The sequence below is a fragment of the Nonomuraea sp. NPDC050536 genome, from assembly GCF_044457685.1.
Lineage (GTDB): Bacteria > Actinomycetota > Actinomycetes > Streptosporangiales > Streptosporangiaceae > Nonomuraea.
Genome location: NZ_JBITHD010000001.1, coordinates 178,860 through 201,983 on the forward strand (window position 1 = coordinate 178,860; position 23,124 = coordinate 201,983).

A 23,124-nucleotide genomic window follows, 5' to 3' on the forward strand; every position below is an offset into this window, starting at 1 on the left:
CAAGCTGGCCAGGGTGCATAGGGGAACCGGGGCAGGGTGCTGGGGCAGGGTGCAGGGCGAAGCTGGGCTGGGTGTCTAGGGCGAAGCTGGGCAGGGCACACGGGGGAAACGTCAGGGCCCGGTGGTGGTGGCGAACCAGGTGATCCAGCGGCGTTGCCAGGGGGTCTCCACCGCGCGGTGATGGTGGTTCGCGCGGACCCAGGTGAGCGCCTCTTCAGGGGAGAGCCCGTCGAGGGTGGCGAGGCAGGCCAGTACCGTGCCCGTCCTTCCGACGCCGCCGTTGCACGCTACCTCGACCGCCTCGCCCGATCCCGCCCGCCGGTGCAGGTCGGCGATGGCGTGGGCGGCCTGGTCACGGTCGCGGGGGAGCAGGAAGTCCGGCCATGTGACCCACTCGTGCGGCCAGCTCAGAGCGGGCTCGTGACGCCGCTGCAGCCGGGCCGAACCCAGGTAGAGGGCGTAGTCGGGCACCGGGCCCGCAGGTATGGGCTGACGCAGCCCACGACCACGCACCCATGCCCCGCCGGGCAACTCGATCGCACCGGGCAACGGCGATGCCACGCACGGGCTCCTTTCGCTAGCAGACGGTCGACATGATCCCTTGCCAAGCAACAAAGATCCCGAAGCATGCCCGGCCAGGGAGATCCCGGAAGGCAAGCCGCGAGATCTCGGAGCATGCCCGGCCGGGGAGGCCCCGGAAGGCGAGTGGCGAGAACTTGAAGCATGCCGGCCAGGGAGACCCGGAAGGCGAGCGGCGAGATCTCGGAGCATGCCCGGCTAAGGAGACCCCGAAGCGGCGAGATCTCGGAGCCGGGCCAGCCGGATTCCCCGGAAGGCGAGCGGCGAGATGTCGGAGCCGATCAGGGAGACCCCGAAGCCCAGCAGACAAGCGCACGTGATCGTGTGGCGTGGATCAATGACGAGATCTTGGACGGGAGAGGGGCCGGGCTGGACGGCTTTCGCTGAGAGCGCACCCTGGGGCACTGGGCCCGCCGAAACCGCGCCGTCCACGGAAATGCCTGCCATACCTGTAGATAGCACCAACAGCATGTCCTGAAATATCCAGGCGGGTGGCGAAAAGTCGCACCGACTCCCAAGCCACTCCCGCATTAGGGTTCAGCTGTGACAAATGGCGCTTACCTGAGATATCCGCATCTACACGGCGACCTGGTGACCTTCGTCGCCGACGACGACGTGTGGCTGGCACCGGTGACGGGCGGCCGGGCCTGGCGCTTCACGGCCGACCGTACCCCGGTCTCGCACCCGAGATTCTCCCCCGACGGCACCCGCATCTCCTGGACGAGCACCCGCGAGGGCAACCCCGAAGTGTTCGCCGCCGAGATCGACGGTCCCGAAGGTGAGCGGCTGACCCACTGGGGCAACGCCACCACCGGTTCCCGCGGATGGAGCGCCGAGGGAGACGTGCTGGCCGTCACGGCGGCGGGCGAGGGCGGCCGGGCACGGACCTGGGCCCACGCGATACCCCTCGACGGGGGTCCCGCCACCCGCCTGCCGTACGGATGGGTGAGCGACGTCGCAGTCCAGGGCAGCAGGACCGCCACCGTGTCGGCGATGTGGCGCGAGCCGTCGCACTGGAAGCGCTACCGCGGCGGCACCGCGGGCAAGATCTGGGTGGACGCCGAGGGCGACGGCGAGTTCACCCGGCTGTTCGCCGACAGCACGGCGCAGTACTGGTCGGTCATGTGGATCGGCGAGAGGATCGCGTTCCTGGCCGACCCGGACGGCACGGGCAACCTGCACTCTGCTCTGCCCGACGGCTCCGACCTGCGCAGGCACACCGGGTACGAGGAGTTCTACGCCCGCCACGCCAGCACCGACGGCACGCGGATCGTCTACGCCCACGCCGGGGACCTGTGGCTGATGGAGGGCCTGGACGCCGAGCCGTACAAGCTGGACATCAAGCTGGGCGGCCCGCGGCCGGCGCGGGCCAGGCGCCCGGCGCCGAACCGGGTCGGCGGGTTCTCGCCCGACGCGACGGGACGGGCGAGCGCGGTGGAGATCCGCGGCACCGCGCACTGGGTGACGCACCGCGACGGTCCCGCGGGCGCGCTGCGGGTGGAGCCGGGCGTGCGGGTACGGCTGCCGCGCACGCTGGATGCCGACGGCCGCGCGATGTGGGTGTCGGACGCGGCGGGCGAGGACGCGCTGGAGATCGGCACGCCGGGCGGCGAGATCAGGACGCTGGCCGCCGGCGAGCTGGGCCGGGTGCTGGAGCTGACCGCCGCGCCCGACGGCAAGCACGCCGCCGTGGCCACGCACGACGGCCGGCTGCTCGTCGTCGACCTCGAGTCGGGCGACCTGCGCCAGCTGGATCGCACGACCCAGGGCGACATCCGCGGCCTGGCGTTCTCCCCGGACTCGGCCTGGCTGGCCTGGGTGCACCCGCATCACGAGCCGCTGTCGCAGATCAAGATGGGCCGCCTGGACGGCACCTCGACGCTGGACGTGACGCCGCTCAGGTTCGCCGACTACAGCCCGGTCTTCACCAAGGACGGCAAGCACCTGGCGTTCCTGTCGATCAGGACGTTCGACCCGGTCTACGACGCGCACGTCTTCGACCTGTCCTTCCCGGCTGGCTGCCGGCCGTACATCGTGCCGCTGCAGGCCACCACGCCCTCGCCGTTCGACCCGAGCCTGCAGGGGCGCGGGTTCAACGGCGAGGACGACAAGAAGCCGGACGACAAGAAGGACGACGCGGCGGCGCCGCGCACCGAGGTGGACCCGGAGGGGCTGGCCTCGCGCGTGGTGCCGGTGCCGGTGCCCGCGGGCCGCTACGACAACCTGCGCACCGCCAAGGACGCGCTGCTGTGGCTGCGCCACCCGCTGACGGGCCAGCTCGGCGACGGCACGGAGCACAACCACGAGGTCGTGCTCGAGCGCTACGACCTGAAGAAGCGCTCCAAGAGCGAGCTGGGCAAGGAGTTCCGCGCGTTCGAGGTCAGCGCCGACGGCTCCCGGCTGGTCGGCAACGGCAAGAACGGCCTGCAGACCCGCTCGGCCGCGGAGGGGGACGAGGTCGTCACCATCGACCTGGACCGGATCAACGTCCAGCTCGACCCGGTGGCGGAGTGGCGCCAGAGCTACCGCGAGGCCGGCCGACTCATGCGCGACCACTTCTGGCGCGAGGACATGAACGGCGTCGACTGGCAGGGCGCGCTCGACCGTTACGCGCCGCTGGTCGAGCGCATCGGCGCCTACTCCGAGCTGATCGACCTGCTCTGGGAGGTGCAGGGCGAGCTGGGCACCTCGCACGCCTACGCCCGCGCCAACGGCGCCGGCATCGACCCCAAGCGCCGCCAGGGCCTGCTCGGCGCCGACCTGGAGCGCGACGCCGACGGCGTGTGGCGGGTGGCGCGGATCCTGCCGGGCGAGTCGTCGGACCACGACGCGCGCTCGCCGCTGCTCGCGCCGGGCGTGGCCGTGCGCGCGGGCGACGCGATCGTCGCGGTCGGCGGCCGCCCCGTCGACCCCGTCCGCGGCCCCCTGCCACTGCTGGCCGGTACGGCGGGCCAGCCCGTCGAGCTGACCGTACGGCCGGCCGCGGGCGGCGAGACCCGCCGCGTGGTGGTGACCCCGATCGCCGACGAGACGCAGCTGCGCTACCACCACTGGGTGGAGGGCCGCAGGGCCTTCGTCCACGAGACGTCAGGCGGGCGGCTCGGCTACCTGCATGTGCCCGACATGGTGGCCTCCGGCTGGGCCCAGTTCCACCGCGACCTGCGCACCGAGATGGCCCGCGAGGGCCTGGTCGTGGACGTGCGGGAGAACGGCGGCGGCCACACCTCCGAGCTGGTGCTGGAGAAGCTGTCGCGCCGGGTCACCGGCTGGGCGCGGGTCCGCGGTTACGAGCCGATGCGCTATCCGGAGGACTCGCCGCGCGGCCCCATCGTGGCGGTCGCCGACGAGTTCGCCGGATCGGACGGCGACATCGTCAGCGCCGGGATCAAGAACAGGGGCATCGGCCCGCTGGTCGGCACCCGCACCTGGGGCGGCGTGATCGGCATCGACTCCCGGTACGCGCTGGTCGACGGCACCGTGGTGACCCAGCCCCGGTACTCCTTCTGGCTGGAGGGACCCGGCTGGGGCGTGGAGAACTACGGCGTCGACCCGGACCTCGAGGTCGTCATGACCCCGCAGGACCGGGCCGCGGGGCGCGACCCGCAGCTGGCCAAGGCCGTCGAGCTGGCCCTGGAGGCGCTGGAGGAGCACCCCGCGGCCACACCGCCGGAGCTGCCCCCGCTGACCTGACCTGTCGTTTTCACGACATGTCAGGGTTACGGCAGAGGAATCCGATGACCGGGTGAGCGACCGTGCCGCAATCCAGGCGCGGTCGCGCTCCTCGTTTCCGCGTTACCGTGCGCCGGGGGAGCGGATCAGCAGGCGGTACGGCGCCTCCTCGGCCTCGTCCATTCCGGCTGCCCGCAAAGTTCCCCGTATTTGATCACAAAATGGGCACAGAGCTGATATGTCATGACTGCCTGTGTGACGGTTGGTCAATGGGTCGGACACGCCTCGCCTTCAGTCAACACGGCCTGCGTGCCGCCGGATTCAACGCGGATCGGATCGCCGAGGACCTGCAGCGAATCGTCGGCAGCGCCGACTATCAGGGCAAGCTGCGCTGGGGCGCGCTGGGCCTGGTCGGAGAGCCCGCCAGGATGCGGCACAACGATCAGCGTGACGACTTCGTGGAGGACGTCCGGCGCGGCATGACCTCCGCGAGCGGCATGGCCCGCACCCTCGCGGCCAACGCAAAGGGCTACCAGAAGGTCACCGACGCCAACCTCGCCCTGATCGCGAGCGATTCGCGATCGCCCGAACCGAAGGTCGACCGTGACGAGCCCCTTGCCGGGCTGATCCCGAGAGGACGGGACCTGCCCGAGGACGTGCTGGGCAACGACACGTTCGCTCCAGGGTCCCCGCATTTCCAGGACACGAAGGGCTGGCAGCCCGCCGTGTTGGGGATCGTCGCCGCCGGAACCCTTTTCAGCCTGCCCGGCCTGGAGCGCCGTGCGTTGAGCATGAAGGACGTCTATTCGTCGGTGGCAGCGCGCAACATGCCCACGGAGGCCGCTCGCATCGGCAAGATCAGCGCCCGGGCCAACGCCTACTTCAAGCTGGGCGGCAGGACGTGTGTCAGCGGGGCCCTCACGCTCGCCCTCTGGATGGGCATGATGACCGTGGACGACGAATCCATCGACGAGACGCTCAAGTCCTGGCGCGATGAGGCCCTGCAGCTGTTCGACGTCTTCGGCACCTCCGCCGTCGACACCGGGGATCTGCTCGCCAAGGTGTGGAGTGGCGACGCCATGGACACCGCCGACAAGAAGATCCGGGACTTCATCACCGCGGGTACGCGGCTCGCCGACCGGGCCCTGGCCAAATTCTTCGGCCTGCAGGAGGCGGTCAAGCGGCTGAACAAGCTCTACGACGCGCTGTTCGCTCTGGTGGTCGCCGAGGTCGTCACCATGGCCGCGCTGGCGGTGTTCAGAGCGGGGAACCCCGCGGCATCGGTCGGCACGGAGCTGGTCGGCCGGCGACTCTTCATGGCCATGCTCACGGCGCGGGCTGCCGCGGTCGCCGTCGTCATGGGCCTCATGTACCACGACGTGGGCCAGGACCACGACATGCCGCTCGTCGACGGGGTCCCGGACAACGTGCAGTTCCCGAAGTTCAGCGTGTGAGCCGGTCGAGGATCTCGGCCAGGACGGGCTCGGTGGTCGCGAAGTTCAGCCGCACGTGGCCCTCCCCGCCGGGTCCGAACGCCGATCCGTCGCTGAGCAGCACCTTCGCCTCGCGTTCCAGGGTTTCCGCGTTCCGGTCCGAAGGTAGCCAGGCCAGGTAGGTGGCCTGGGGGATCCGGTAGCCCGCCAGCCGGGTCGCGATCGTCCTGCGGTTGCGGTCGAGCAGGTCCAGCGTGCTCGCCAGCCACGCGTCCCCGTGCCGCCACGCGGCGATCGTGGCCTCGACGCCGAACAGGTTGGCCGAGCCGTACAGGAAGGGGGGTTCCTCCTCCAGGGCCTTGCGCAGCTCGGGCATGCCGACGTGGGCGACCGAGCAGCGGACGCCGCCCAGGTTGAACGCCTTCGTCGCCGAGGTCAGCGTGACCGTGCGTTCGGGCAGGAGGGTGGCGAAGGGGATGTGGCGGTTGGGGGCGTAGGTCAGGTCGGCGTGGATCTCGTCGGCGATGACCAGGAGGTCGTGGCGTTCTGCCTGCTCGGCGAGGATTTCGAGCTCCTGCCGGGTGAAGACCCTGCCGGTGGGGTTGTGCGGGTTGACCAGGAGGAGCACGCGACAGCTCGCCAGGTCGGGGGTGCCCGAGCGCCAGGTCTCGCCATCGGGTTCGAGCTGGATGGGGTGCAGGCGGCGCTTCATCGTCTCGATCGTGCCGAGGAAGGGATGGTAGGCGGGGGTGTGCAGGGCCACGCCGTCGCCCTGCCGGGTCCAGAGGTGGAGCAGCACCTGGAGGGCCTGATTGATGTCCGAGTAGGTACGGACGTGTGAGGGGTCGGGGTGCCAGCCGTACCTCGTGGACATTCGGTCGGCGAACGCCGTGGCGAGCGGGGAGACGGCCGCGTCGTCCAGCCAGGCGGGGTAGCCGAGGTCGCCTTCGGCGCGGCGCCTGAGCGCCTCGACCACCTCGGGGGCGGTGGGGAGGTCCATGTCCGCCACCCAGGCGGGGATCACTTCGGGGGCTGCTTTTGACCACTTCAGGCCGTCGCGCTGGTAATCCGTCACGCACACATTCTAGAAATCTCCCGAAATATCGCCCAACACTGGGCTTGGACGTATAGTTCGTTAAGTACATACTGAACGAGGTGTATGGGATGACGCCGGAAGAGGCCGAGTTCGTCGACCGCATGGGGCTGCTCATGGAGGGCTTCGGCGGCTCGCGGACCATGGGCCGGATGTACGGCCGGCTGATGATCTGCGACCCCCCGCACCAGTCGCTCACCGAACTGGCCGCCGCGCTGGGGGTCAGCAAGGCATCGACGAGTACGGCGGCCCGCCAGCTCCAGGAGGGCGGCGTGATCGAGCGCTTCCCCACCCCCGACCGCCAGCACCGCTACCGGCTCACGCCGGGCGGGTGGACCCAGGTGCTGCGCGCCCAGTTCGCCGTGGTCGCGCACGGGCTGCAGGTCCTGGAGTTCGGGCTTTCGGTGGTCGGCGACGACCGCGCCGACGCGCGCGCCCGGCTGGAGGAGTCGCGCGACTTCCTCACCTTCGTGGAACGCGAGTCCAACGACCTGATCCGCCGTTGGGAGGACTACCGGAAGGAGATCCGGGGTTGAACGCGGACAAGATCGACGTCAGGGGCCTGGACGACGGCGGCATCACCTGGACGCTGCTCGGCACCCTGTACCTGCGGGCGTGGGAGAGCCGTAACCCGCGCTCGATCCTGGGCGACCACTACGCCGCCGAGGCCGTGGACCGGCTGGAGTACGACTTCGACGCGCTCAAGCGGCGGGTCCGCCCGGAGAGCAACCAGTACCTGGTCGCGCTGCGGGCCAAGCGCCTGGACTCCTGGAGCGCCGACTTCCTGTCCCGCCATCCGGACGCCACGGTGCTCCAGCTCGGGTGCGGCCTGGACAGCCGGATGCTCCGCCTGGATCCACCCCCCGGGGTGACCTGGTACGACCTGGACATCCCTGCCGTCATCGACCTGCGCCGCAGGCTCTACCCGGAGCGGCCCGGATACCACCTGATCGCCGCCTCGGTGACAGATCCGGACTGGCTCGCGGAGATCCCCGCCGGCCGCCCGGTTCTGATCATCGCCGAGGGGCTCCTGCCGTACCTCGTTCCCACCGAGGTCCACCGCCTTCTCCAGCGCCTGACCGACCACTTCGCCGCCGGGGAGTTGATCTTCGACGCGGGGGCGCCGTGGTTCATCCGCCTCATGCCCGTCTTCCACTGGGGACTCGGCGACGGCCGGGACCTCGAACGCTGGAACGCCCGCCTCCACCGCGCCGAGCAGCATTCCTTCGGAGCGCAGTGGCAGCTGATCCCCTCCGGCTTCTACCGCGGCCTCTACCGGTGGATGGACCGGCTGCCCGGCCTGCGGAGCATCTTCCAGTACTACCGCTTCACGTTCTGACCCGCCTGGAGCGTGCCTGATACGAGCGGGCGCACACCGCCAGCGCGCCACCGATCCCGCAGAAGGCGAGAACGGCCGCGACGACGAGCCAGTTCGTGGGGCCGTGCCCGCCGCCTCCGCCTCCCGACAGCGCGAGCACCGCGGTGAGCACGCCGTACGGCAGCAGCAGCGTCCCCGGCCAGGCCACGCCCAGCGGGATCCAGCGCGGTAGGCGCATGCCCCACGGCCGGGTCAGTGCCAGCAGCAGGACGGCTCCCGCTACGGCCAGGGCCGCGGTGAAGTCCACCCCATGATGCTCCAGCCAGATGACCGCCACGGGCGCGCCGTTGCGCCGGAACTCATCCGCGAGATCGAACCCCGGCGGCAGGCCCGCCCTGCCGCCGCAGGCCCAGTACGTCTTGATCGCCGCATACGGCACCAGGGCCGCGATTCCCGCCCATGCTGTCCGGCGAACGGCGGAGGGCGGATTCGAGAAGGTCACGGCCCCACACTCCCGGAGGGTCGGCCCTGCCCGACTCCCTCCGCCGGACCAGCCCGTTCCCCCACACGGGGGAGGGGGTGCCGGTGAACACCGGCACCCCCTCCGTGGTGAAAGGTTAGCTGCAGCCGCTGGTGGAGCCGCAGCCCTCACAGACGTAGCAGCTGCCCGCGGGGCGCATCTTCGTGCCGCAGGTCATGCAGAGCGGGGCGTCGGCCGTGAAGCGCTGGTGGCTCTCCAGCGTGAGCTCCTTGCCCGGCTGCGGCTTGGGCTGCTCCGCGACCGCCCCCCGCGTCTCGATGGGCGCGGACTGGGCCAGGGCCTCCTTGTCCACGACCTCCTGCAGCGCCGCCGGGTCCTCGCCGCGCTGCTGCGCCGCCCGCTCGGCCGCCGAGAAGATGCCCAGGGCCGCCCGCTCGTCGTAGGGCAGGTGGTCCAGCGCGAGGCGGCGGAAGATGTAGTCCATCACCGACGTGGCCATCCGGATGTCCGGGTCGTCCGTCATGCCGGCGGGCTCGAAGCGCATGTTGACGAACTTGCTCATGTACGTCTCGAGCGGCACGCCGTACTGGAGCCCTATCGAGATCGCCACCGAGAAGGCGTCCATGACGCCCGCCAGCGTGGAGCCCTGCTTGGACATCTTCAGGAAGACCTCGCCGAGCCCGTCGTCGGGGTAGGACGAGGCGGTCATGTAGCCCTTGGCGCCGCCGACCGTGAAGCGGGTGGTCATGCTGGGACGCTGGTTGGGCATCCGGCGCCTGGTGGGCCGGTTGATCTCGATGACCTTGACCTCGGGCTCGGCGGCGACCTGCTCCTCGGCCTTCGGCTTGGCGTTGGACAGCGGCTGGCCGACCTTGCAGTTGTCGCGGTAGACCGCCAGCGCCTTCAGACCGAGCTTCCAGCCCTCCAGGTAGACCTGCTCGATGTCGTCGATCGTGGCCGACTCGGGCAGGTTGACCGTCTTGGAGATGGCACCGGACAGGAACGGCTGCGCGGCCGCCATCATCCGGACGTGACCCATCGGCGCGATCGCCCGCTCGCCCATCGCGCAGTCGAACACCTCGTAGTGCTCCCGCTTGAGGCCGGGGGCGTCGACGACGTGGCCGTGCTCGGCGATGAACTCGACGATGGCCTCGATCTGCTCCTGCTGGTAGCCCAGCTGCTTGAGCGCCCGCGGGATCGTCTGGTTGACGATCTGCATCGAGCCGCCGCCGACCAGCTTCTTGAACTTGACCAGCGCCAGGTCGGGCTCGATGCCGGTGGTGTCGCAGTCCATCATCAGGCCGATCGTGCCGGTCGGGGCCAGCAGGCTCGCCTGGGCGTTGCGGTAGCCGCTCTTCTCGCCCAGCTTGAGGCACTCCGACCACTGGCGGGACGCCTCGGCGTGGATCTTGCCGTCCATCGAGCCGATCGTGCGCAGGTTGTCGTTGCCCGCGGCGTGCTTGCGCATGACCCGCTTGTGCGCGTCGGCGTTGCGGGCGTAGCCGTCGTACGGGCCGACCACGGACGCGAGCTCGGCGCTACGGCGGTAGGACACGCCCGTCATCAGCGAGGTGATGGCGCCGGCGACCGCGCGCCCGCCGTCGGAGTCGTAGGCGTGGCCGGTGGCCATCAGCAGCGCGCCCAGGTTGGCGTAACCGATGCCGAGCTGGCGGTAGGCGCGGGTCGTCTCGCCGATCTTCTCCGTCGGGAAGTCAGCGAACGTGATCGACACGTCCATCGCCGTGATGATCAGCTCGGTGAGCTTCACGAAGCCGGCCACGTCGAAGGAGTTGTCGTCCTTCAGGAACTTCAGCAGGTTGATCGAGGCCAGGTTGCAGGAGGAGTTGTCCAGGTGGACGTACTCGGAGCACGGGTTGGACGCGGTGATCCGCCCCGTCTCCGGGGTGGTGTGCCAGTCGTTGATCGTGTCGTCGTACTGCACGCCCGGGTCGGCGCAGTCCCACGCCGCCTTGGCCATCTTGCGGAACAGCCCCTTGGCGTCGACGGTCTCGATCACCTCGCCGGTCAGGCGGGCGCGCAGGCCGAACTCGCCGCCCTTCTCCACGGCGTTCATGAACTCGTCGGAGACCCGGACGGAGTTGTTGGCGTTCTGGTACTGGACCGAGACGATGTCCTTGCCGCCCAGGTCCATGTCGAACCCGGCGTCGCGCAGCGCGCGGATCTTGTCCTCCTCGCGCGCCTTGGTCTCGATGAACTCCTCGATGTCGGGGTGGTCCACGTCGAGCACGACCATCTTGGCGGCCCGCCGCGTGGCACCGCCCGACTTGATGGTGCCCGCGCTGGCGTCCGCGCCGCGCATGAAGGACACCGGGCCGCTGGCCGTACCGCCGCTGGACAGCAGCTCCTTGGAGGAGCGGATGCGCGACAGGTTGACGCCGGATCCCGAGCCGCCCTTGAAGATCACACCCTCTTCCTTGTACCAGTCGAGGATCGACTCCATCGTGTCGTCCACGGCCAGGATGAAGCATGCGCTGACCTGCTGCGGGGACTTGGTGCCCACGTTGAACCAGACAGGGGAGTTGAAGGCGAAGACCTGGTGCGTCAGGGCGTACTTCAGCTCGTGGTCGAAGATCTCGGCGTCCTCGTCGGTGGCGAAGTAGCCGTTGTCCACCGCGGTCCTGGTGTACATGCCCACGACCCGGTCGACGAGCTGCTTGAGGCTCCACTCGCGCTGCGGCGTGCCCACCGCGCCGCGGAAGTACTTGGTCGTCACGATGTTGGCCGCGTTGACCGACCAGAACTCGGGGAACTCGACGCCCCGCTGCTCAAAGTTGACCGAGCCGTCGCGCCAGTTCGTCATGACGACGTCGCGGCGCTCCCACGCGATCTCGTCGTACGGATGCACTCCGGGCATGGTGAAGATCCGCTTCATCTTCAGACCCTTGCGCGGCTTCTTACCGCCGCGTGCCACCGAGCCGCTGGCCGTCTCCGTCATGACTCCCCCTTCTCGCCTTTAACGGTCGAGTCCGTCTCACCTGGCACCTTGACGCCCTCGCGGGGATCTCCAGGTGTCCGGTTCGACTCCCTCTCCACCTTCAACTGTTCGATCTCGGCCTCGAAGTCCGCCAGGCTCTCGAAACCGCGATATACCGATGCGAACCGCAGGTACGCCACCTCGTCCAGTTCCCGCAGCGGGCCCAGGATCGCCAGCCCGACCTCGTTGGACGGGATCTCGGCCGCGCCCTTGGCCCTGATGGCCTCCTCGACCCGCTGCCCGAGCTGGGCCAGCGAGTCTTCCGGCACGGGCCGGCCCTGACAGGCCCGCCGCACGCCCGCGACCACCTTGTCCCGTGAGAACGGCTCCGTTACCCCGCTACGCTTGCTCACCATCAGCAACACGGTCTCCTGCGTGGTGAACCTGCGCCCGCACTCCGGGCAGGTCCGCCGGCGCCGGATGGCCGCGCCATCCTCCGTCGAGCGACTGTCGATGACCCTGGTGTCCGGGTGCCGACAGAACGGACAGTGCACGCTCGCGCCTCCTCCGGACATGCGTAAAGCCCGATCCACGGAACCACAATTTGTGGTGAACCTACATCGGTGTAACTACTAGATGTTGTGGTTTCCAACCTAGAAGTGCGCGACCATGAACGCAAGTTGACCGCTCCGATCGGGCCGAAGTCGCTGATCAGGCCAGCTCGCGCGGCATGTGCCGGGCGTGTCGCTCGCGTCAGGCTTCGGCGATCTTGGGGAAGCCGGTCTCGGGCACGCCGTCGGCCCTCGGCAGGATCGGCTCGCCGTTGACATTGGCGAAGCGCATCCACAGGGCGGGCACCACCAGCGCCGCGATGGCCGTGAGCGCGCGGGTGACGCCGCGCGCTAAAGCCCGGCCGACCCCTTCCCCGGCGACCACGGCCGCCGGGTTGTGGCTGAGCGCCGCGAACCGCTCGCCCACCAGCCCCAGTGCGCCGAACGGCATCCCGGAGAATCCGTCGTGCCTGGACGGCTGCTGAAGTTGCACCCAGCCCAGGCTGAGGGAGGAGGTTCGCATTCCGTCGTGGTCGACGGCGAAATCAATGACCATGATCTGACCCTCTCAAGGCCTCCTTGGAGGGGTCGGTCGAGTTAGGTATGGCGGGCCGTTCAGTGCACCGGGACGTACAGTCGCGTGCCCGGGCGGATCAGGGAGTCGTCGAGAGCGTTCAGCCGGACGATCTCGGCCACCACCCTCGCTGGGTCGTCGCCGTGGTCGACGTTCTGGGCGATCTTCCACAGCGTGTCGCCCTGGTCGACGACCACCCACGGCAGGCCCGCATGGCTCGGCACGGCGGCCCCCCGCGCCGCCCACCCGGTCGCCGTGGCACCCGCGAAGCAGATGCCCAGGGTCAGCACGACGAAGAAGGTCACGAGCACGATCCGGCCCCGCCGCGTCAGCCGCACGGCTCCATCCCCCGCCGCGCGCCCCGGGCACGCCTGCCTCCTGGCGGCGCGCCTCGCGCCCACGCGCCGCCGGGCGCCGCTCAACCCCGGCGCGCCCGCCGTGCCGTCGCGGCCGGGCCTCGGCACGCTTTCCGCCGCACCTCGCCTCAGTGCGCGCACCGTGTCGCCGGGGTCGCGCCTCGAAGGCCGCGCCGGACCGTCGGCGCCGCGCCGTGCCGCGCGATCCGGCCGCACCGTCGCATCCCCTCTGCCCCGCCGCGCACCACCGGGGAGTACGGCGGGCCGCCGCGAGCCGGTGGACGCGCCCGCCTCCCTGGCCCTGCCGGCGCCCGGCTGTGAGGTTGGCTTCGGCCGCGGGCGGTGGGCCGTGCCGCCCGCCGTACGGGTGGAGTCCGCGCGGGACGGGGCGTCCCCGAGCCGCGCGCTCCCGTTGCGCGGCTCGGGGACAAGCCACAGGCGGCGGCCCGCCGGGCGGGGCGGGGCCGGGCGCGCCTCGCGGGTGAGATCGGCCAGAAGGGTGAGCTGGGCGTCGTCGTCCGGGTGTGTGATTGTGGTTGTTCGCACGGCTGACCTCCGCAAAAAAGGCCGATCAAAGATCGTCAAATCGAACACGGTGTCGATCGAACTCCCGTACGATGTTCTACACCACGCCGCTGACAATTTCGAGAAAGACTCGAACAATTGTTTGAAGATGATCTTCAGCGGCGATACGGTTGCTGTGTGCGACATCAGGACCACGGACCGGAAGGTCCGCCGGCGAGGAGGAGAGCATGAGCGAGCGGGATGACGGCAACGGGGTCAGCGACCTCGCGGTGCGCCGGCGGGATTCGCTGGGGTTGACCCCGAGGCAGCGCAAGATCCTCGAGGTGATCCGCGACTCCGTCCAGCAGCGCGGCTACCCGCCCTCCATGCGCGAGATCGGCGAGGCCGTGCAGCTGACCAGCACGTCCAGCGTGTCGCACCAGCTGACGGCGTTGCAGCGCAAGGGCTACCTGCGGCGCGACCCGCACCGCCCGCGCGCCCTCGAGGTGCGCCTGCCTGGCGAGCCGGTGCTGTGGGTCGACCCCGAAGCCACCGACGACGAGTCCACGATCAGCCGCCCCACGGCCGCCTACGTCCCGCTCGTCGGCCGCATCGCCGCCGGTGGCCCGATCCTGGCCGAGGAGAGCGTCGAGGACGTCTTCGCCCTGCCCAAGCAGCTGGTCGGCGAGGGCACGCTGTTCCTGCTCCAGGTCGCGGGTGACTCGATGATCGAGGCCGCCATCGCCGACGGTGACTGGGTCGTCGTCCGTCAGCAGCCGGTCGCGGAGAGCGGCGACATCGTAGCCGCGATGATCGACGGCGAGGCCACGGTCAAGACGTTCAAGCGCAAGGACGGCCACGTCTGGCTGGTCCCGCACAACCCGAACTACGACCCCATCCCCGGCGACGAGGCCAGCGTCCTGGGCAAGGTCGTCGCGGTCCTCCGCCGCCTCTGACCCTCCGGCAGTCGGGCGCGCGCCCCCCGCTCGGCGCGCGCCCTTTCGCTGTGCCCCCGTTCCAGGCGCTCCGGGCGAACGCCTGCCTGCGATACATCCTCGGCGATCGCCGCACACGGTCGCCGAGGCCTCCTTCACCATGTGGAGCCGTCCGGGCCGTTGACAGCGGGTGACCGTCGGGCTCTTCTGAAGGCGGCGGCGCAGGGGCCGCGGGAGGGGAGGGGCCATGGGGGAGCTCTACATTCCGTACCAGGGCGGAATGGACTACGGCGTCGGGATCGACACGCCGAGCGGCAACAAGAAGGCGCTGGCCGCCATGGGCGAGCCCAACGAGGTCCAGGGCGCCGCGGGCAGCATCCTGACCTACAGCATGCAGCTGCTGAAGACGGAAGAGGACCTTCAGACCCATCTGGGGATCTCCGCGTCGGCCTCGGGCGGGGTCGGGCTGTTCAGCGCGAGCGCCCGGATGAGCTTCTCGCGCGACCAGAAGATCCACTCCTCGGCGGTGTTCTTCGCGGTGCGGGCGACACTGCAGCTGGCGTTCTCCTCCATCCGCAACCCCACGCCCAACCCTGCGGCGGTCGCGCTGATCAATGACGGCGACATGGACCGCTTCCGCGGGGTGTTCGGCGACATGTTCGTCAGGGGCATGCAGCGCGGCGGCTTCTTCGTCGGCATCTGCCGGATCCAGACCAAGGACAGCACCGAGCAGCAGAGCCTGTCGGCGACTGTCAGCGGGGGATACGCCACTTTCTCCGCCTCCGGCGGCTTCAGCTCCGAGTTCAAGAACGCCCTCAGCAGCAAGAGCATCTCGATCAACGTGTACGCCGAGGGGGGCAAGGTCGCCACGAAGCAACCGGGGAGCCTGGAGGAGTTGCAGGCGATCTCGCAGGCCTGGCCCGCCACGGTACGCGAGGAGGCCGTGCCGTACTCGGTGCTGCTGGACTCGCACGAGATCCTCAACCTGCCGCGCACGCCGAACTTCATCGACCTGGAGCATCAGCAGGACGTGCTGGTGCGGTGCGCGCGGCTGCGCAACCGTGACTGGCAGCTGCTGGAGGACATCGACTACATCCTGGCGCACCAGGACCAGTTCGTCGGGGTGGACGAGGCGGCGCTGGCCAAGCTGCAGGCGGACGTGTCGGACGACCTGGACACGATCGCGGCGGCGGCCTCGCACGCGGTCAACCACCCCAAGGAGGCGTCTTTCCCCGACGGGCTCAAGGCGCTCGCACCGCACCTCCCGGCCCGCAAGGCGGGGCTGCCGCCGCCACCCCAGATGGTCCAGGTCCCCAACCTGATCGGCCAGAACATGGAGGCCGTGCAGACCGCCCCGGAGTGGGCCTGGGCCCGCGAGCTCTTCAATATCGTCGGCGACCGCATCGCGGTCCCCGAACCCCACGGCCGCTCGTGGGTCGTCCGCCAAGATCCTCCGGCGGGCGTCTCGGCCCCCAAGGGGAGTGTTCTGACCATCTACGTCGAACAAGGGACCGAGGACTAGCCCGCCGGAGGACGGGTCTATTTCAGGCCTGCGTCCAGGGCGGTGGTGAGGGTGCCGGTGTCTCCCGACATCTCCCAGATCATCGCGCCGAGCAGGTTCTTGCCGCGTAGCCAGGCCGTCTTCTTCCCGATCGACCAGGTGTCGTCGAAGGTCCACCACTGGCCGTTGCCGCCGGTGTAGCAGAAGGTGGCGACCGCCTGCTCATCATGGTGGACCGTGCAGCCTGGCACCGAGGCGACGAGGTTGCTGTAGCCGCGGGTGCCTGCCTCCTCCTGGAACTGGCCGGGCGCCGCGCCCTGGGCCGCCTGCCACTCGCCGGACTTGCCGCCGTCGGTGACCTGCTGCCAGCCGCGGCCGTAGTAGGCCAGGCCGATGGTGAGCTTGCGCGGGTTCACCCCTGCTTGCAGGTAGACGTCGACCGCGTTCTCGACGCTGAAGTGGAACGAGTACGGGTCGTCGGTGTCCAGGTAGAGGTTGCCCTGGTGGCCGGTGCGGTTCGGCTCCCACGAGTTGTCGCTTCCCGCGCCGTGGAAGTCGTAGCCCTGGATGTTGAAGATGTCCAGGGATTTGGCGACCTCGGGCAGGTCCCAGCCAGCGGCGATCTTGGCCGGGTCGGCGGGGGTGAAGGCCGTGAGCTGGTAGCGCTTGCCCGTCTGGGCGGTCAGCGCGTCGAGCTGGCGGCGGAACTCGGCCAGCAGCAGCGTCAGGTTCGCCTTGTCGTTGGGCGAGACGTGGTTGCCCGCGTGCCCCTCGGCGCCCGGCCACTCCCAGTCGATGTCGATCCCGTCGAAGATCCCGGCGGCCGTGCCCGGCCCGCCGTAGGTGTTGTAAACGGGCAGGTTGCCCTTGATGTAGGTGTCGATGCAGGAGGCCACGAACTTCTTGCGCGAGGCGTCGGTGGCCGCCACGTCGGAGAAGTACTTGGAGTAGGTCCAGCCGCCGATCGAGATGAGCACCTTCAGGTCCGGGTGCTTGACCTTGAGCTTCTTGAGCTGGTTGAAGTTGCCCTGCAGCTTGTCCCACCCGGAGTCGGCCACGCCGTCCACCGACTGGGCCGCGCTGAAGGGCCGGCCGTAGTCGGCCTCGGCGTCACCCGCGCCGTCACCCTGCGAGGGGTCCTGCGGGTTCTGCGTGGTGCCCTTGGTGACGCCCTGCAGGCACGTCAGGTTGACCGGGTCGAGGTTGGCGAAGGCGTAGTTGATGTGGGTGAGCTTGGCGGCGTTGCCGGTGGTCTCGAGGTTCTTCACGAAGTACTGCCGGCCGTAGATACCCCATTGCACGAAATATCCGACCCGGGCGTACCCCGTCTCCACCACGTCCGACGTCGTCACCGACACAGCGGCCGAGGCGGGCGAGACGTTGTCGTAGAGGTCCCGCGCCCGGACGGTGAACGAGTAGGCCGTCGAGGGCGACAGACCCGAGATGGTGGCCGTGGTGCCCATGACGGTCGCCGCGACGGAGGTCCCGACGTAGACGTCGTAGTTGGCGACCCCGGTGTTGTCCGTGGAGGCGTTCCACGCCAGGGAGACCGTGGAGGAGGTCTTGCCGGTCGAGCGCAGGCTGGCCGGTGCCGACGGCGGCTGCGTGTCGTCGGAGGGGTTGTTCGTCTTCACCGTCAGCGGCGAGGAGGCGGGAGACAGGTTCCCCTTGCGGTCCTTGGCCTTGACGGTGAACGTGTAGGAGGTGTTCGGCGTCAGCCCGGTGATCGTCGCCGAGGTTCCGGTCACCTCCGTGCCGTTGGAGATCACGTAGCCGGTGATCGGCAGGCTGCCGGGTGTGGCCGCGTCCCACGCCAGCGAGATCGTTTTGGTCGTCTTGACCGGCGACCGCAGGTTCCCCGGCGTCCCCGGCGGTGCGTCGGGCGAACCGTCGCAGTTGACGTCGTTCACCCGGCAGCCGGTCGGCTGGGCGCCGGCCGTACTGACCGTGAAGGTCGGGCTGTAGGGCTCGGTCGAGCCGCCTGCCGCGATGGTCGTGTTGTAGTAGACGGGGGAGAGCGTGACGGTCCGCCCGTTCTGCGAGATTGTGCCGTTCTGGGCGTTGGCGGCGGTCACGCCGGCGGGCAGGTCGAAGACGACCGTCCAGCCGTTCAGCGCGGTGGTCGTGTTGTTGGCGATCACGAACTTGGCCGAGGTGCCGCTGACGGTGTAGGTCGCGCTGACGAGTGGCGGGGGAGGCGGGTCGCTGCCCGTGCCGTCGCAGTTCGCGCCGTTGATCGTGCAGCCGGTCGGTTGTACGGCGGAGCTGAGCGTGACCTTGGGGCTGTAGGGCTCGGTGCTCTTCCCTGCTCCGAGCGAGTTGATGTAGTAGGCGGGGGTGAAGGTGACCCTGGTGCCCGCCTGGGTGATGGTCCCGTTCTGCGGGTTGGCGGCGGTCACACCGGAGGGCAGGTCGAAGACCAGGCTCCACCCGGTGACCGTGGTCGTGCCGGGGTTGCTGACGACGAACGTGCCGGTGGTGCCCGCCAGGCTGAAGGTCGCCAGCAGCCGGGCGGCCGCGTGGGCGGGGACGGTGCCGAGGGCGATGATCACGAGGACGGCGATCAGGGGGGTGACTAATCGGCGCACGTTCAGGACCTTTCTTTAAAGAAAGTTTCCTAACAATTACGTGGATGGTAAGCCCGAGTCACGTCTCCCGCAAGGCCCGTCCTAGGCTGAGATGATCGTCGAATAGGGGGATATTTCGTGAAGTCCGGCCGGATGCTTCCCGTTCTGCTCTCGGCCTGGTTCATGGCGCAGTTCGACTTCTTCGTGGTGAACGTGGCCGCACCCGCCTTCCAGCGCGAGCTCGACGCGGGCCCGGCCGCGCTGGAGCTGATCGTGGGAGGCTACGCCTTCACCTACGCCTCCGGCATGATCACCGGCGGCCGCCTCGGCGACAGGTACGGCTACCGCCGCCTGTTCGTGGCAGGCGTGGCCGCCTTCACGATCGCGTCCCTGCTGTGCGGCCTGGCGGTGAACCCGGTCCAGCTGGTGATCGCCCGGCTGCTCCAGGGCCTGGCGGGCGCGGCCATGGTCCCGCAGGTGCTGGCGATGATCTCGGCCGTCTTCCCGCCCGGCGAGCGGGCGCGCGCCATCGGCTGGTACGGCGTGGCGGGCGGCCTCGGCTCGATCGCCGGTCAGGTGCTCGGCGGGCTGCTGCTGACCGCGAACCTGTTCGGCCTCGGCTGGCGGGTGATCTTCCTGATCAGCCTGCCGATCGGCCTCGTCGTGATCGCGCTGGCGATGCGCGTGCTGCCGAAGGTGGCGCACAGGCCGGCCAAGCTCGATCTGCTGGGCGCGGCCGGGCTCGCCATCGGGCTGGCCCTCATCCTCGTCCCGCTCGGGCTGGGCAACAGCGCGGGCTGGCCTGCCTGGACGTGGATCTGCCTGGCGGCCAGCGTCCCGGTGCTGGCGCTGACGGTCCGCTGGCAGTACGTGCTCGGCGCCCGCGGCGGGCAGCCGGTGCTCGACCTGGCGCTGCTGAAGGTCCGCTCCTACCTGGCGGGCGTCGGCGCGATCGCCGCGTTCATGGCCTACTTCGCCTCGTTCATGTTCACGCTCACGCTGCTGCTGCAGGGCGGCGAGGGGCTGGACGCCTTCCACGCCGGGCTCGCGTTCGCGCCGATGGGGGTGCTGTTCTCGGTCACCTCGCTGCTGGGCACCCGGCTGGTCAGGAGGTACGGCCTGCGGATCGTGATCCTCGGCGGCCTGATCAGCGCCTCGGGCCTGACGCTGGTCGCGGTGGCGGACGGCGCCGGGCTGCCATGGATCATGGCGGCGCTGATGCTCGTGGGCGCCGGCAACGGGCTCGTGCTGCCGCAGCTCATCGGGGCGGCGCTGGTCGAGGTCGCGCCGCATCAGGCGGGCATCGGATCAGGGTTCCTGTCCACCGCCCAGCAGTTCGGCGGATCGGGCGGGGTCGCGGTGATCGGTGCCGTGTTCTTCGCGGCCTCGGCCGGCGGCGACTACGTGCGCGGCATGCGTACCTCGGCGCTGATCGACCTGGGCCTCATCCTGCTGGTCATCGCCGTGGTCGCCTACAACGACCGCCGCGCTAACGCGCGTCGAGCGCGGTCCCGTACAGGCGCGATGCGCGAAGCCTGATCACCAGCCGGCGGTCGGCGACCATCTGGCGCAGGAAGGCGGCCTGGCCGGCGGGATCGGCGAAGCCCGGCGACATCGCCAGCAGCTCCCTGCCCACCTCGTCGCCCGGCCGGGCGCTCTCGGGGGAGATCTCCGCCTCACCCTCGGCCACGGCGAAGGCCATGAAGTCGTCGCTGGCCACGTAGAGCGCGGCTCTGGGGTCCTTCTGGAGCTGGCGCACCTTGGCTCGCCCCGCGACCGTGGAGATCCGCACGACCCGCTGTTCGGGATCCCAGTTGTAGATCACGGTGGACAGGTTCGGGTGGCCGCTGGACTTGTTGGTGGCCAGCGCGCCGAACGTCTGCGAGGCCAGCAGCCTGGACAGCTCCTCGTCCGTCTCCATCCGCGGCCCCGGCCCGTGCCCCGGGCCGTACGTCTGCTCTTCGGACATGTCCGGACTCTATAGGGCATGTACGGCAGGCCGCGCCATGGTGCGCGGCCTGCCGTACAACGTGAACGTCAGGACGGGGTGGAGCAGTTGTCCCAGTTCGTGCGTCCGCCGTAGGCGGCCTTGCCGTCAGGGCTGATGATCACACCCGAGTACTTCACGCAGCGCGGCGCGTACTCGCGGACCGGGCCCGCGTAGAACTGGTACTTGCCCGAGTCGCTCCGCCTGATCGGGTCCTGCTTGGTGTCCTTGACCGGCTTGGGCTGCACGATCAGGGTGGCGGAGGCCGTCGTCTTGGACCCGGTGTAGCGGGTCTTGAGCGTGACCACGCAGTTGGACTGCTTGGCGCGGTTGTAGAGCAGGTAGACGCGGCCGTAGGAGACGCCGCGGTACGCCACGTCCCTGCTGCCGTCGTGGGTGACCCGCCCGTAGCCCGCGCCGCAGACCCCTTCCGGCGTGTAACGCGCGGCGATGGCCTGGGCGGGGCTGGCGATGAAGCCCCCCACCGCCAGCGAGGCCGCCACGGCGACGGTCGTCACGGACTTGCGCATGCACTTCCCCCTAGAACTTGACTGAAGATCTGGACAACCATGCCCGAAATTGGGTTAAGGGGTCTAGGGGATGTCCGGAATCCGCCGCAACAGGGGCTCCAGCTAAGGCGATAGGTTGCGATCCATGAATGTTGCCATTACCAGGGGATATGTCGTCCCCGTCGTGGGTGATCCGATCGATGGCGGCACCGTCCTCATCCAGGACGGGAAGATCGTGGCCGTCGGCGTTGACGTGGAGGTCCCCGAGGGCGTGCCGGTCGTGGACGCCGGCGGCGGCTGGGTGCTGCCGGGGTTCGTGGAGTCGCACGGGCATGTGGGTGTGCACGAGGAGGCCGACGGCTGGGCCGGCCACGACACCAACGAGATGACCGACCCGAACGGCGCCCGCCTGCGCGCTCTGGACGCCATCAACCCGGCGGACCTGGGCTTCGCCGACGCGCTGTCCGGCGGTGTCACCACGGTGGTGATCAAGCCGGGATCCGGCAACCCGATCGGCGGCCAGACCGTGGCGGTCAAGTGCTGGGGCCGCACCGTCGACGAGATGGTGATCCGCGAGCCGGTCAGTGTGAAGAGCGCGCTGGGCGAGAACCCCAAGCGCGTCTACGGCGACCAGAAGAAGCTGCCCTCCACCCGTCAGGGCGTGGCCGCGGTGATCCGCGACGCGTTCATGAAGGCCCAGGACTACCGGGCCAAGCGGGAGTTCGCCGAGCAGGAGGGCAAGCCGTTCGACCGCGACGGCACGCTCGAGGTGCTCGTCCGGGTGCTGGACGGCGAGCTGCCCTGGTGCCAGCACACCCACCGCGCCGACGACATCGCCACCGCACTGCGCCTGGCCGACGAGTTCGGCTACCGCCTGGTGATCAACCACGGCACCGAGGGACACCTGCTGGCCGACATGCTCGCCGAGCGCGACGTTCCGGTCATCATCGGCCCGCTGTTCACCAGCCGCTCCAAGGTGGAGCTGCGCAACCGCTCGCTGCGCAACCCGGGCATCCTGGCCAGGGCGGGCGTACGGCTGGCCATCACCACCGACCATCCCGTCGTGCCGATCCACTTCCTGGTCCACCAGGCCACGCTCGCGGTCAAGGAGGGCCTCGACCGCGACGAGGCGCTGCGCACGATCACCGTCAACCCGGCCGCGATCCTCGGCCTGGACGACCGCGTCGGCGCGCTCACGCCGGGGCTGGACGGGGACGTGGTGATCTGGTCCGGCGACCCGCTGGACGTCATGAGCAGGGCACGCAGGGTCTTCATCGGCGGCCGCGAGGTCTACGCCGACGGCGAGGTGGCCGACCCCTACTACCGCGAAGGAACGAACTGATGGCGACGCTGGACCTTTCGAATGCCGTGCTGGACTACACCGATGAGGGCAGCGGCCCGCTGGCGGTCTACGCGCACGGCGCCGCGCTGAGCCGTGAGGCGGAAGACCGCTTCCTCAACGACTGGGCGCCGTTCGTGGCCGGGGGCAACCGGCTGGTCCGCTACGACGCCAGGGGCCACGGCAGGTCGACGGGCCGGCCCGAGCCGGACGACTACCGTTTCGAGGTCTTCGCCGACGACCTGATCGCGCTGGTCGACGGCCTGGGCGGCGGGCCCGTCAATGCGATGGGCTCGTCCCTCGGCACGGCCACGACGCTGCACGCCGCGGTCAAGGCGCCCGACAGGTTCCGCGCGCTGGTGCTGATGATCCCGCCGACCGCCTGGGAGACGCGTCCCGCCCAGCAGGAGATCTACCGTAAGGGCGCCGACGCGATCGAGGACAAGGGGCTGACCGGTCTGGCGGAGCTGCTCGGGTCCGTGAGCGGGCCCGCGATCTTCGCGGACGGGCCCCAGCTGCCCATGCCCGACGTCGCCGAGCGCCTGCTGCCGTCGGTGATGCGCGGGCTGGGCCGCTCCGACCTGCCCGCCCAGGAGGAGGTCGGCAAGATCACGATTCCCACGCTGATCCTGTCCTGGGACACCGACCCCGGCCACCCGGTCTCCACCGGCGAGAAGCTCCACGAGCTGCTGCCCAACAGCGAGTTCCACGTCTCCACCAGCGTGGACGACGTGCGGACCTGGACCAGGAAGGCGGCGGATTTCTTGGCCACCCGATGATGGGATGATTGGGT

19 protein-coding genes are annotated in these 23,124 nt (G+C 69.8%); 9 read left to right on the forward strand and 10 right to left on the reverse strand.

What is annotated here, in order from left to right; all coding sequences use genetic code 11:
• Window positions 1-111 precede the first annotated feature (111 nt).
• Window positions 112-561 (reverse strand): protein-tyrosine phosphatase family protein, encoded by a 450-nt coding sequence (locus ACIBHX_RS00870; protein ID WP_397062916.1) that lies wholly within the window; start codon window positions 559-561, stop codon window positions 112-114.
• Window positions 562-1,122: 561 nt separating this feature from the next.
• On the opposite strand from ACIBHX_RS00870, the gene ACIBHX_RS00875 reads away from it, so the two are divergent.
• Window positions 1,123-4,269, forward strand: coding sequence for a PDZ domain-containing protein (locus ACIBHX_RS00875; RefSeq protein WP_397062918.1), 3,147 nt, complete (start codon window positions 1,123-1,125; stop codon window positions 4,267-4,269).
• Between the two features lie 248 nt (window positions 4,270-4,517).
• The gene (locus tag ACIBHX_RS00880; RefSeq protein WP_397062920.1) at window positions 4,518-5,702 is read left to right on the forward strand and encodes a hypothetical protein; all 1,185 of its coding nucleotides are present in this window, start codon (window positions 4,518-4,520) and stop codon (window positions 5,700-5,702) included.
• On the opposite strand, the gene ACIBHX_RS00885 is transcribed toward ACIBHX_RS00880, so the two are convergent.
• Window positions 5,692-6,756: a MalY/PatB family protein gene (locus ACIBHX_RS00885; protein WP_397062922.1), complete on the reverse strand. Its 1,065-nt coding sequence runs from the start codon at window positions 6,754-6,756 to the stop codon at window positions 5,692-5,694. The genes ACIBHX_RS00880 and ACIBHX_RS00885 overlap by 11 nt on opposite strands.
• Window positions 6,757-6,845: 89 nt before the next feature.
• Between ACIBHX_RS00885 and ACIBHX_RS00890 the strand changes: the two genes are divergently transcribed.
• Together ACIBHX_RS00890 and ACIBHX_RS00895 are read left to right on the forward strand one after the other, a co-directional pair.
• Window positions 6,846-7,310, forward strand: coding sequence for a GbsR/MarR family transcriptional regulator (locus ACIBHX_RS00890; protein ID WP_397062924.1), 465 nt, complete (start codon window positions 6,846-6,848; stop codon window positions 7,308-7,310).
• Entirely contained in the window at window positions 7,307-8,113 is an 807-nt protein-coding gene (locus tag ACIBHX_RS00895) for a class I SAM-dependent methyltransferase (RefSeq protein ID WP_397062926.1), read from the forward strand. Before ACIBHX_RS00890 ends, ACIBHX_RS00895 begins: the two co-directional genes overlap by 4 nt.
• On the opposite strand, the gene ACIBHX_RS00900 is transcribed toward ACIBHX_RS00895, so the two are convergent.
• The 5 genes from ACIBHX_RS00900 to ACIBHX_RS00920 all read right to left on the reverse strand — a co-directional run bounded on the left by ACIBHX_RS00900 (window position 8,103) and on the right by ACIBHX_RS00920 (window position 13,535).
• Complete coding sequence (locus ACIBHX_RS00900) at window positions 8,103-8,594, reverse strand: hypothetical protein (protein WP_397062928.1); 492 nt, start codon at window positions 8,592-8,594, stop codon at window positions 8,103-8,105. The two genes, ACIBHX_RS00895 and ACIBHX_RS00900, sit on opposite strands and share 11 nt — an antisense overlap.
• A 115-nt stretch (window positions 8,595-8,709) precedes the next feature.
• The gene (locus tag ACIBHX_RS00905) at window positions 8,710-11,529 is read right to left on the reverse strand and encodes a vitamin B12-dependent ribonucleotide reductase (RefSeq protein WP_397062930.1); all 2,820 of its coding nucleotides are present in this window, start codon (window positions 11,527-11,529) and stop codon (window positions 8,710-8,712) included.
• The gene (gene nrdR, locus ACIBHX_RS00910; protein ID WP_397062932.1) at window positions 11,526-12,062 is read right to left on the reverse strand and encodes a transcriptional regulator NrdR; all 537 of its coding nucleotides are present in this window, start codon (window positions 12,060-12,062) and stop codon (window positions 11,526-11,528) included. Before nrdR ends, ACIBHX_RS00905 begins: the two co-directional genes overlap by 4 nt.
• A gap of 199 nt (window positions 12,063-12,261) precedes the next feature.
• Complete coding sequence (locus ACIBHX_RS00915) at window positions 12,262-12,615, reverse strand: hypothetical protein (RefSeq protein WP_397062934.1); 354 nt, start codon at window positions 12,613-12,615, stop codon at window positions 12,262-12,264.
• Window positions 12,616-12,674: 59 nt separating this feature from the next.
• Entirely contained in the window at window positions 12,675-13,535 is an 861-nt protein-coding gene (locus tag ACIBHX_RS00920) for a LysM peptidoglycan-binding domain-containing protein (protein ID WP_397062935.1), read from the reverse strand.
• A 206-nt stretch (window positions 13,536-13,741) separates the two neighbouring features.
• Here ACIBHX_RS00920 and lexA point away from each other — a divergent pair, with 206 nt between their 5' ends.
• On the forward strand, window positions 13,742-14,449 hold the full coding sequence (gene lexA / locus ACIBHX_RS00925) for a transcriptional repressor LexA (RefSeq protein WP_397062937.1): 708 nt from the start codon (window positions 13,742-13,744) through the stop codon (window positions 14,447-14,449).
• Between the two features lie 226 nt (window positions 14,450-14,675).
• The gene (locus ACIBHX_RS00930; protein ID WP_397062939.1) at window positions 14,676-15,950 is read left to right on the forward strand and encodes a PASTA domain-containing protein; all 1,275 of its coding nucleotides are present in this window, start codon (window positions 14,676-14,678) and stop codon (window positions 15,948-15,950) included.
• 17 nt (window positions 15,951-15,967) lie between these two features.
• Here ACIBHX_RS00930 and ACIBHX_RS00935 read toward each other — a convergent pair whose 3' ends face one another.
• Entirely contained in the window at window positions 15,968-18,517 is a 2,550-nt protein-coding gene (locus ACIBHX_RS00935) for a glycosyl hydrolase family 18 protein (RefSeq protein ID WP_397062941.1), read from the reverse strand.
• A 117-nt stretch (window positions 18,518-18,634) separates the two neighbouring features.
• Between ACIBHX_RS00935 and ACIBHX_RS00940 the strand changes: the two genes are divergently transcribed.
• Entirely contained in the window at window positions 18,635-20,035 is a 1,401-nt protein-coding gene (locus ACIBHX_RS00940; protein ID WP_397062943.1) for an MFS transporter, read from the forward strand.
• On the opposite strand, the gene ACIBHX_RS00945 is transcribed toward ACIBHX_RS00940, so the two are convergent.
• Together ACIBHX_RS00945 and ACIBHX_RS00950 are read right to left on the reverse strand one after the other, a co-directional pair.
• Window positions 19,986-20,465, reverse strand: a complete 480-nt coding sequence (locus ACIBHX_RS00945; RefSeq protein WP_397062945.1) for a TIGR03618 family F420-dependent PPOX class oxidoreductase — start codon at window positions 20,463-20,465, stop codon at window positions 19,986-19,988. The two genes, ACIBHX_RS00940 and ACIBHX_RS00945, sit on opposite strands and share 50 nt — an antisense overlap.
• A gap of 68 nt (window positions 20,466-20,533) precedes the next feature.
• Window positions 20,534-21,013 (reverse strand): hypothetical protein, encoded by a 480-nt coding sequence (locus ACIBHX_RS00950; RefSeq protein ID WP_397062947.1) that lies wholly within the window; start codon window positions 21,011-21,013, stop codon window positions 20,534-20,536.
• A 124-nt stretch (window positions 21,014-21,137) separates the two neighbouring features.
• Between ACIBHX_RS00950 and ACIBHX_RS00955 the strand changes: the two genes are divergently transcribed.
• Both ACIBHX_RS00955 and ACIBHX_RS00960 read left to right on the forward strand, forming a co-directional pair.
• On the forward strand, window positions 21,138-22,334 hold the full coding sequence (locus tag ACIBHX_RS00955; protein ID WP_397062948.1) for an amidohydrolase: 1,197 nt from the start codon (window positions 21,138-21,140) through the stop codon (window positions 22,332-22,334).
• Window positions 22,334-23,110: an alpha/beta fold hydrolase gene (locus ACIBHX_RS00960; RefSeq protein WP_397062949.1), complete on the forward strand. Its 777-nt coding sequence runs from the start codon at window positions 22,334-22,336 to the stop codon at window positions 23,108-23,110. The genes ACIBHX_RS00955 and ACIBHX_RS00960 overlap by 1 nt, the downstream gene beginning before the upstream one ends.
• Window positions 23,111-23,124: the final 14 nt, after the last annotated feature.

Excerpts from the sequence above, each read along its gene's own strand:
- ACIBHX_RS00880 (WP_397062920.1), top strand. The coding sequence starts at position 4,518 with ATGGGTCGGACACGCCTCGCCTTCAGTCAACACGGCCTGCGTGCCGCC.
- ACIBHX_RS00890 (WP_397062924.1), top strand. The coding sequence starts at position 6,846 with ATGACGCCGGAAGAGGCCGAGTTCGTCGACCGCATGGGGCTGCTCATG.
- ACIBHX_RS00905 (WP_397062930.1), bottom strand. The coding sequence starts at position 11,529 with ATGACGGAGACGGCCAGCGGCTCGGTGGCACGCGGCGGTAAGAAGCCG.
- ACIBHX_RS00915 (WP_397062934.1), bottom strand. The coding sequence starts at position 12,615 with ATGGTCATTGATTTCGCCGTCGACCACGACGGAATGCGAACCTCCTCC.
- lexA (WP_397062937.1), top strand. The coding sequence starts at position 13,742 with ATGAGCGAGCGGGATGACGGCAACGGGGTCAGCGACCTCGCGGTGCGC.
- ACIBHX_RS00930 (WP_397062939.1), top strand. The coding sequence starts at position 14,676 with ATGGGGGAGCTCTACATTCCGTACCAGGGCGGAATGGACTACGGCGTC.
- ACIBHX_RS00945 (WP_397062945.1), bottom strand. The coding sequence starts at position 20,465 with ATGTCCGAAGAGCAGACGTACGGCCCGGGGCACGGGCCGGGGCCGCGG.
- ACIBHX_RS00950 (WP_397062947.1), bottom strand. The coding sequence starts at position 21,013 with ATGCGCAAGTCCGTGACGACCGTCGCCGTGGCGGCCTCGCTGGCGGTG.
- ACIBHX_RS00955 (WP_397062948.1), top strand. The coding sequence starts at position 21,138 with ATGAATGTTGCCATTACCAGGGGATATGTCGTCCCCGTCGTGGGTGAT.
- ACIBHX_RS00960 (WP_397062949.1), top strand. The coding sequence starts at position 22,334 with ATGGCGACGCTGGACCTTTCGAATGCCGTGCTGGACTACACCGATGAG.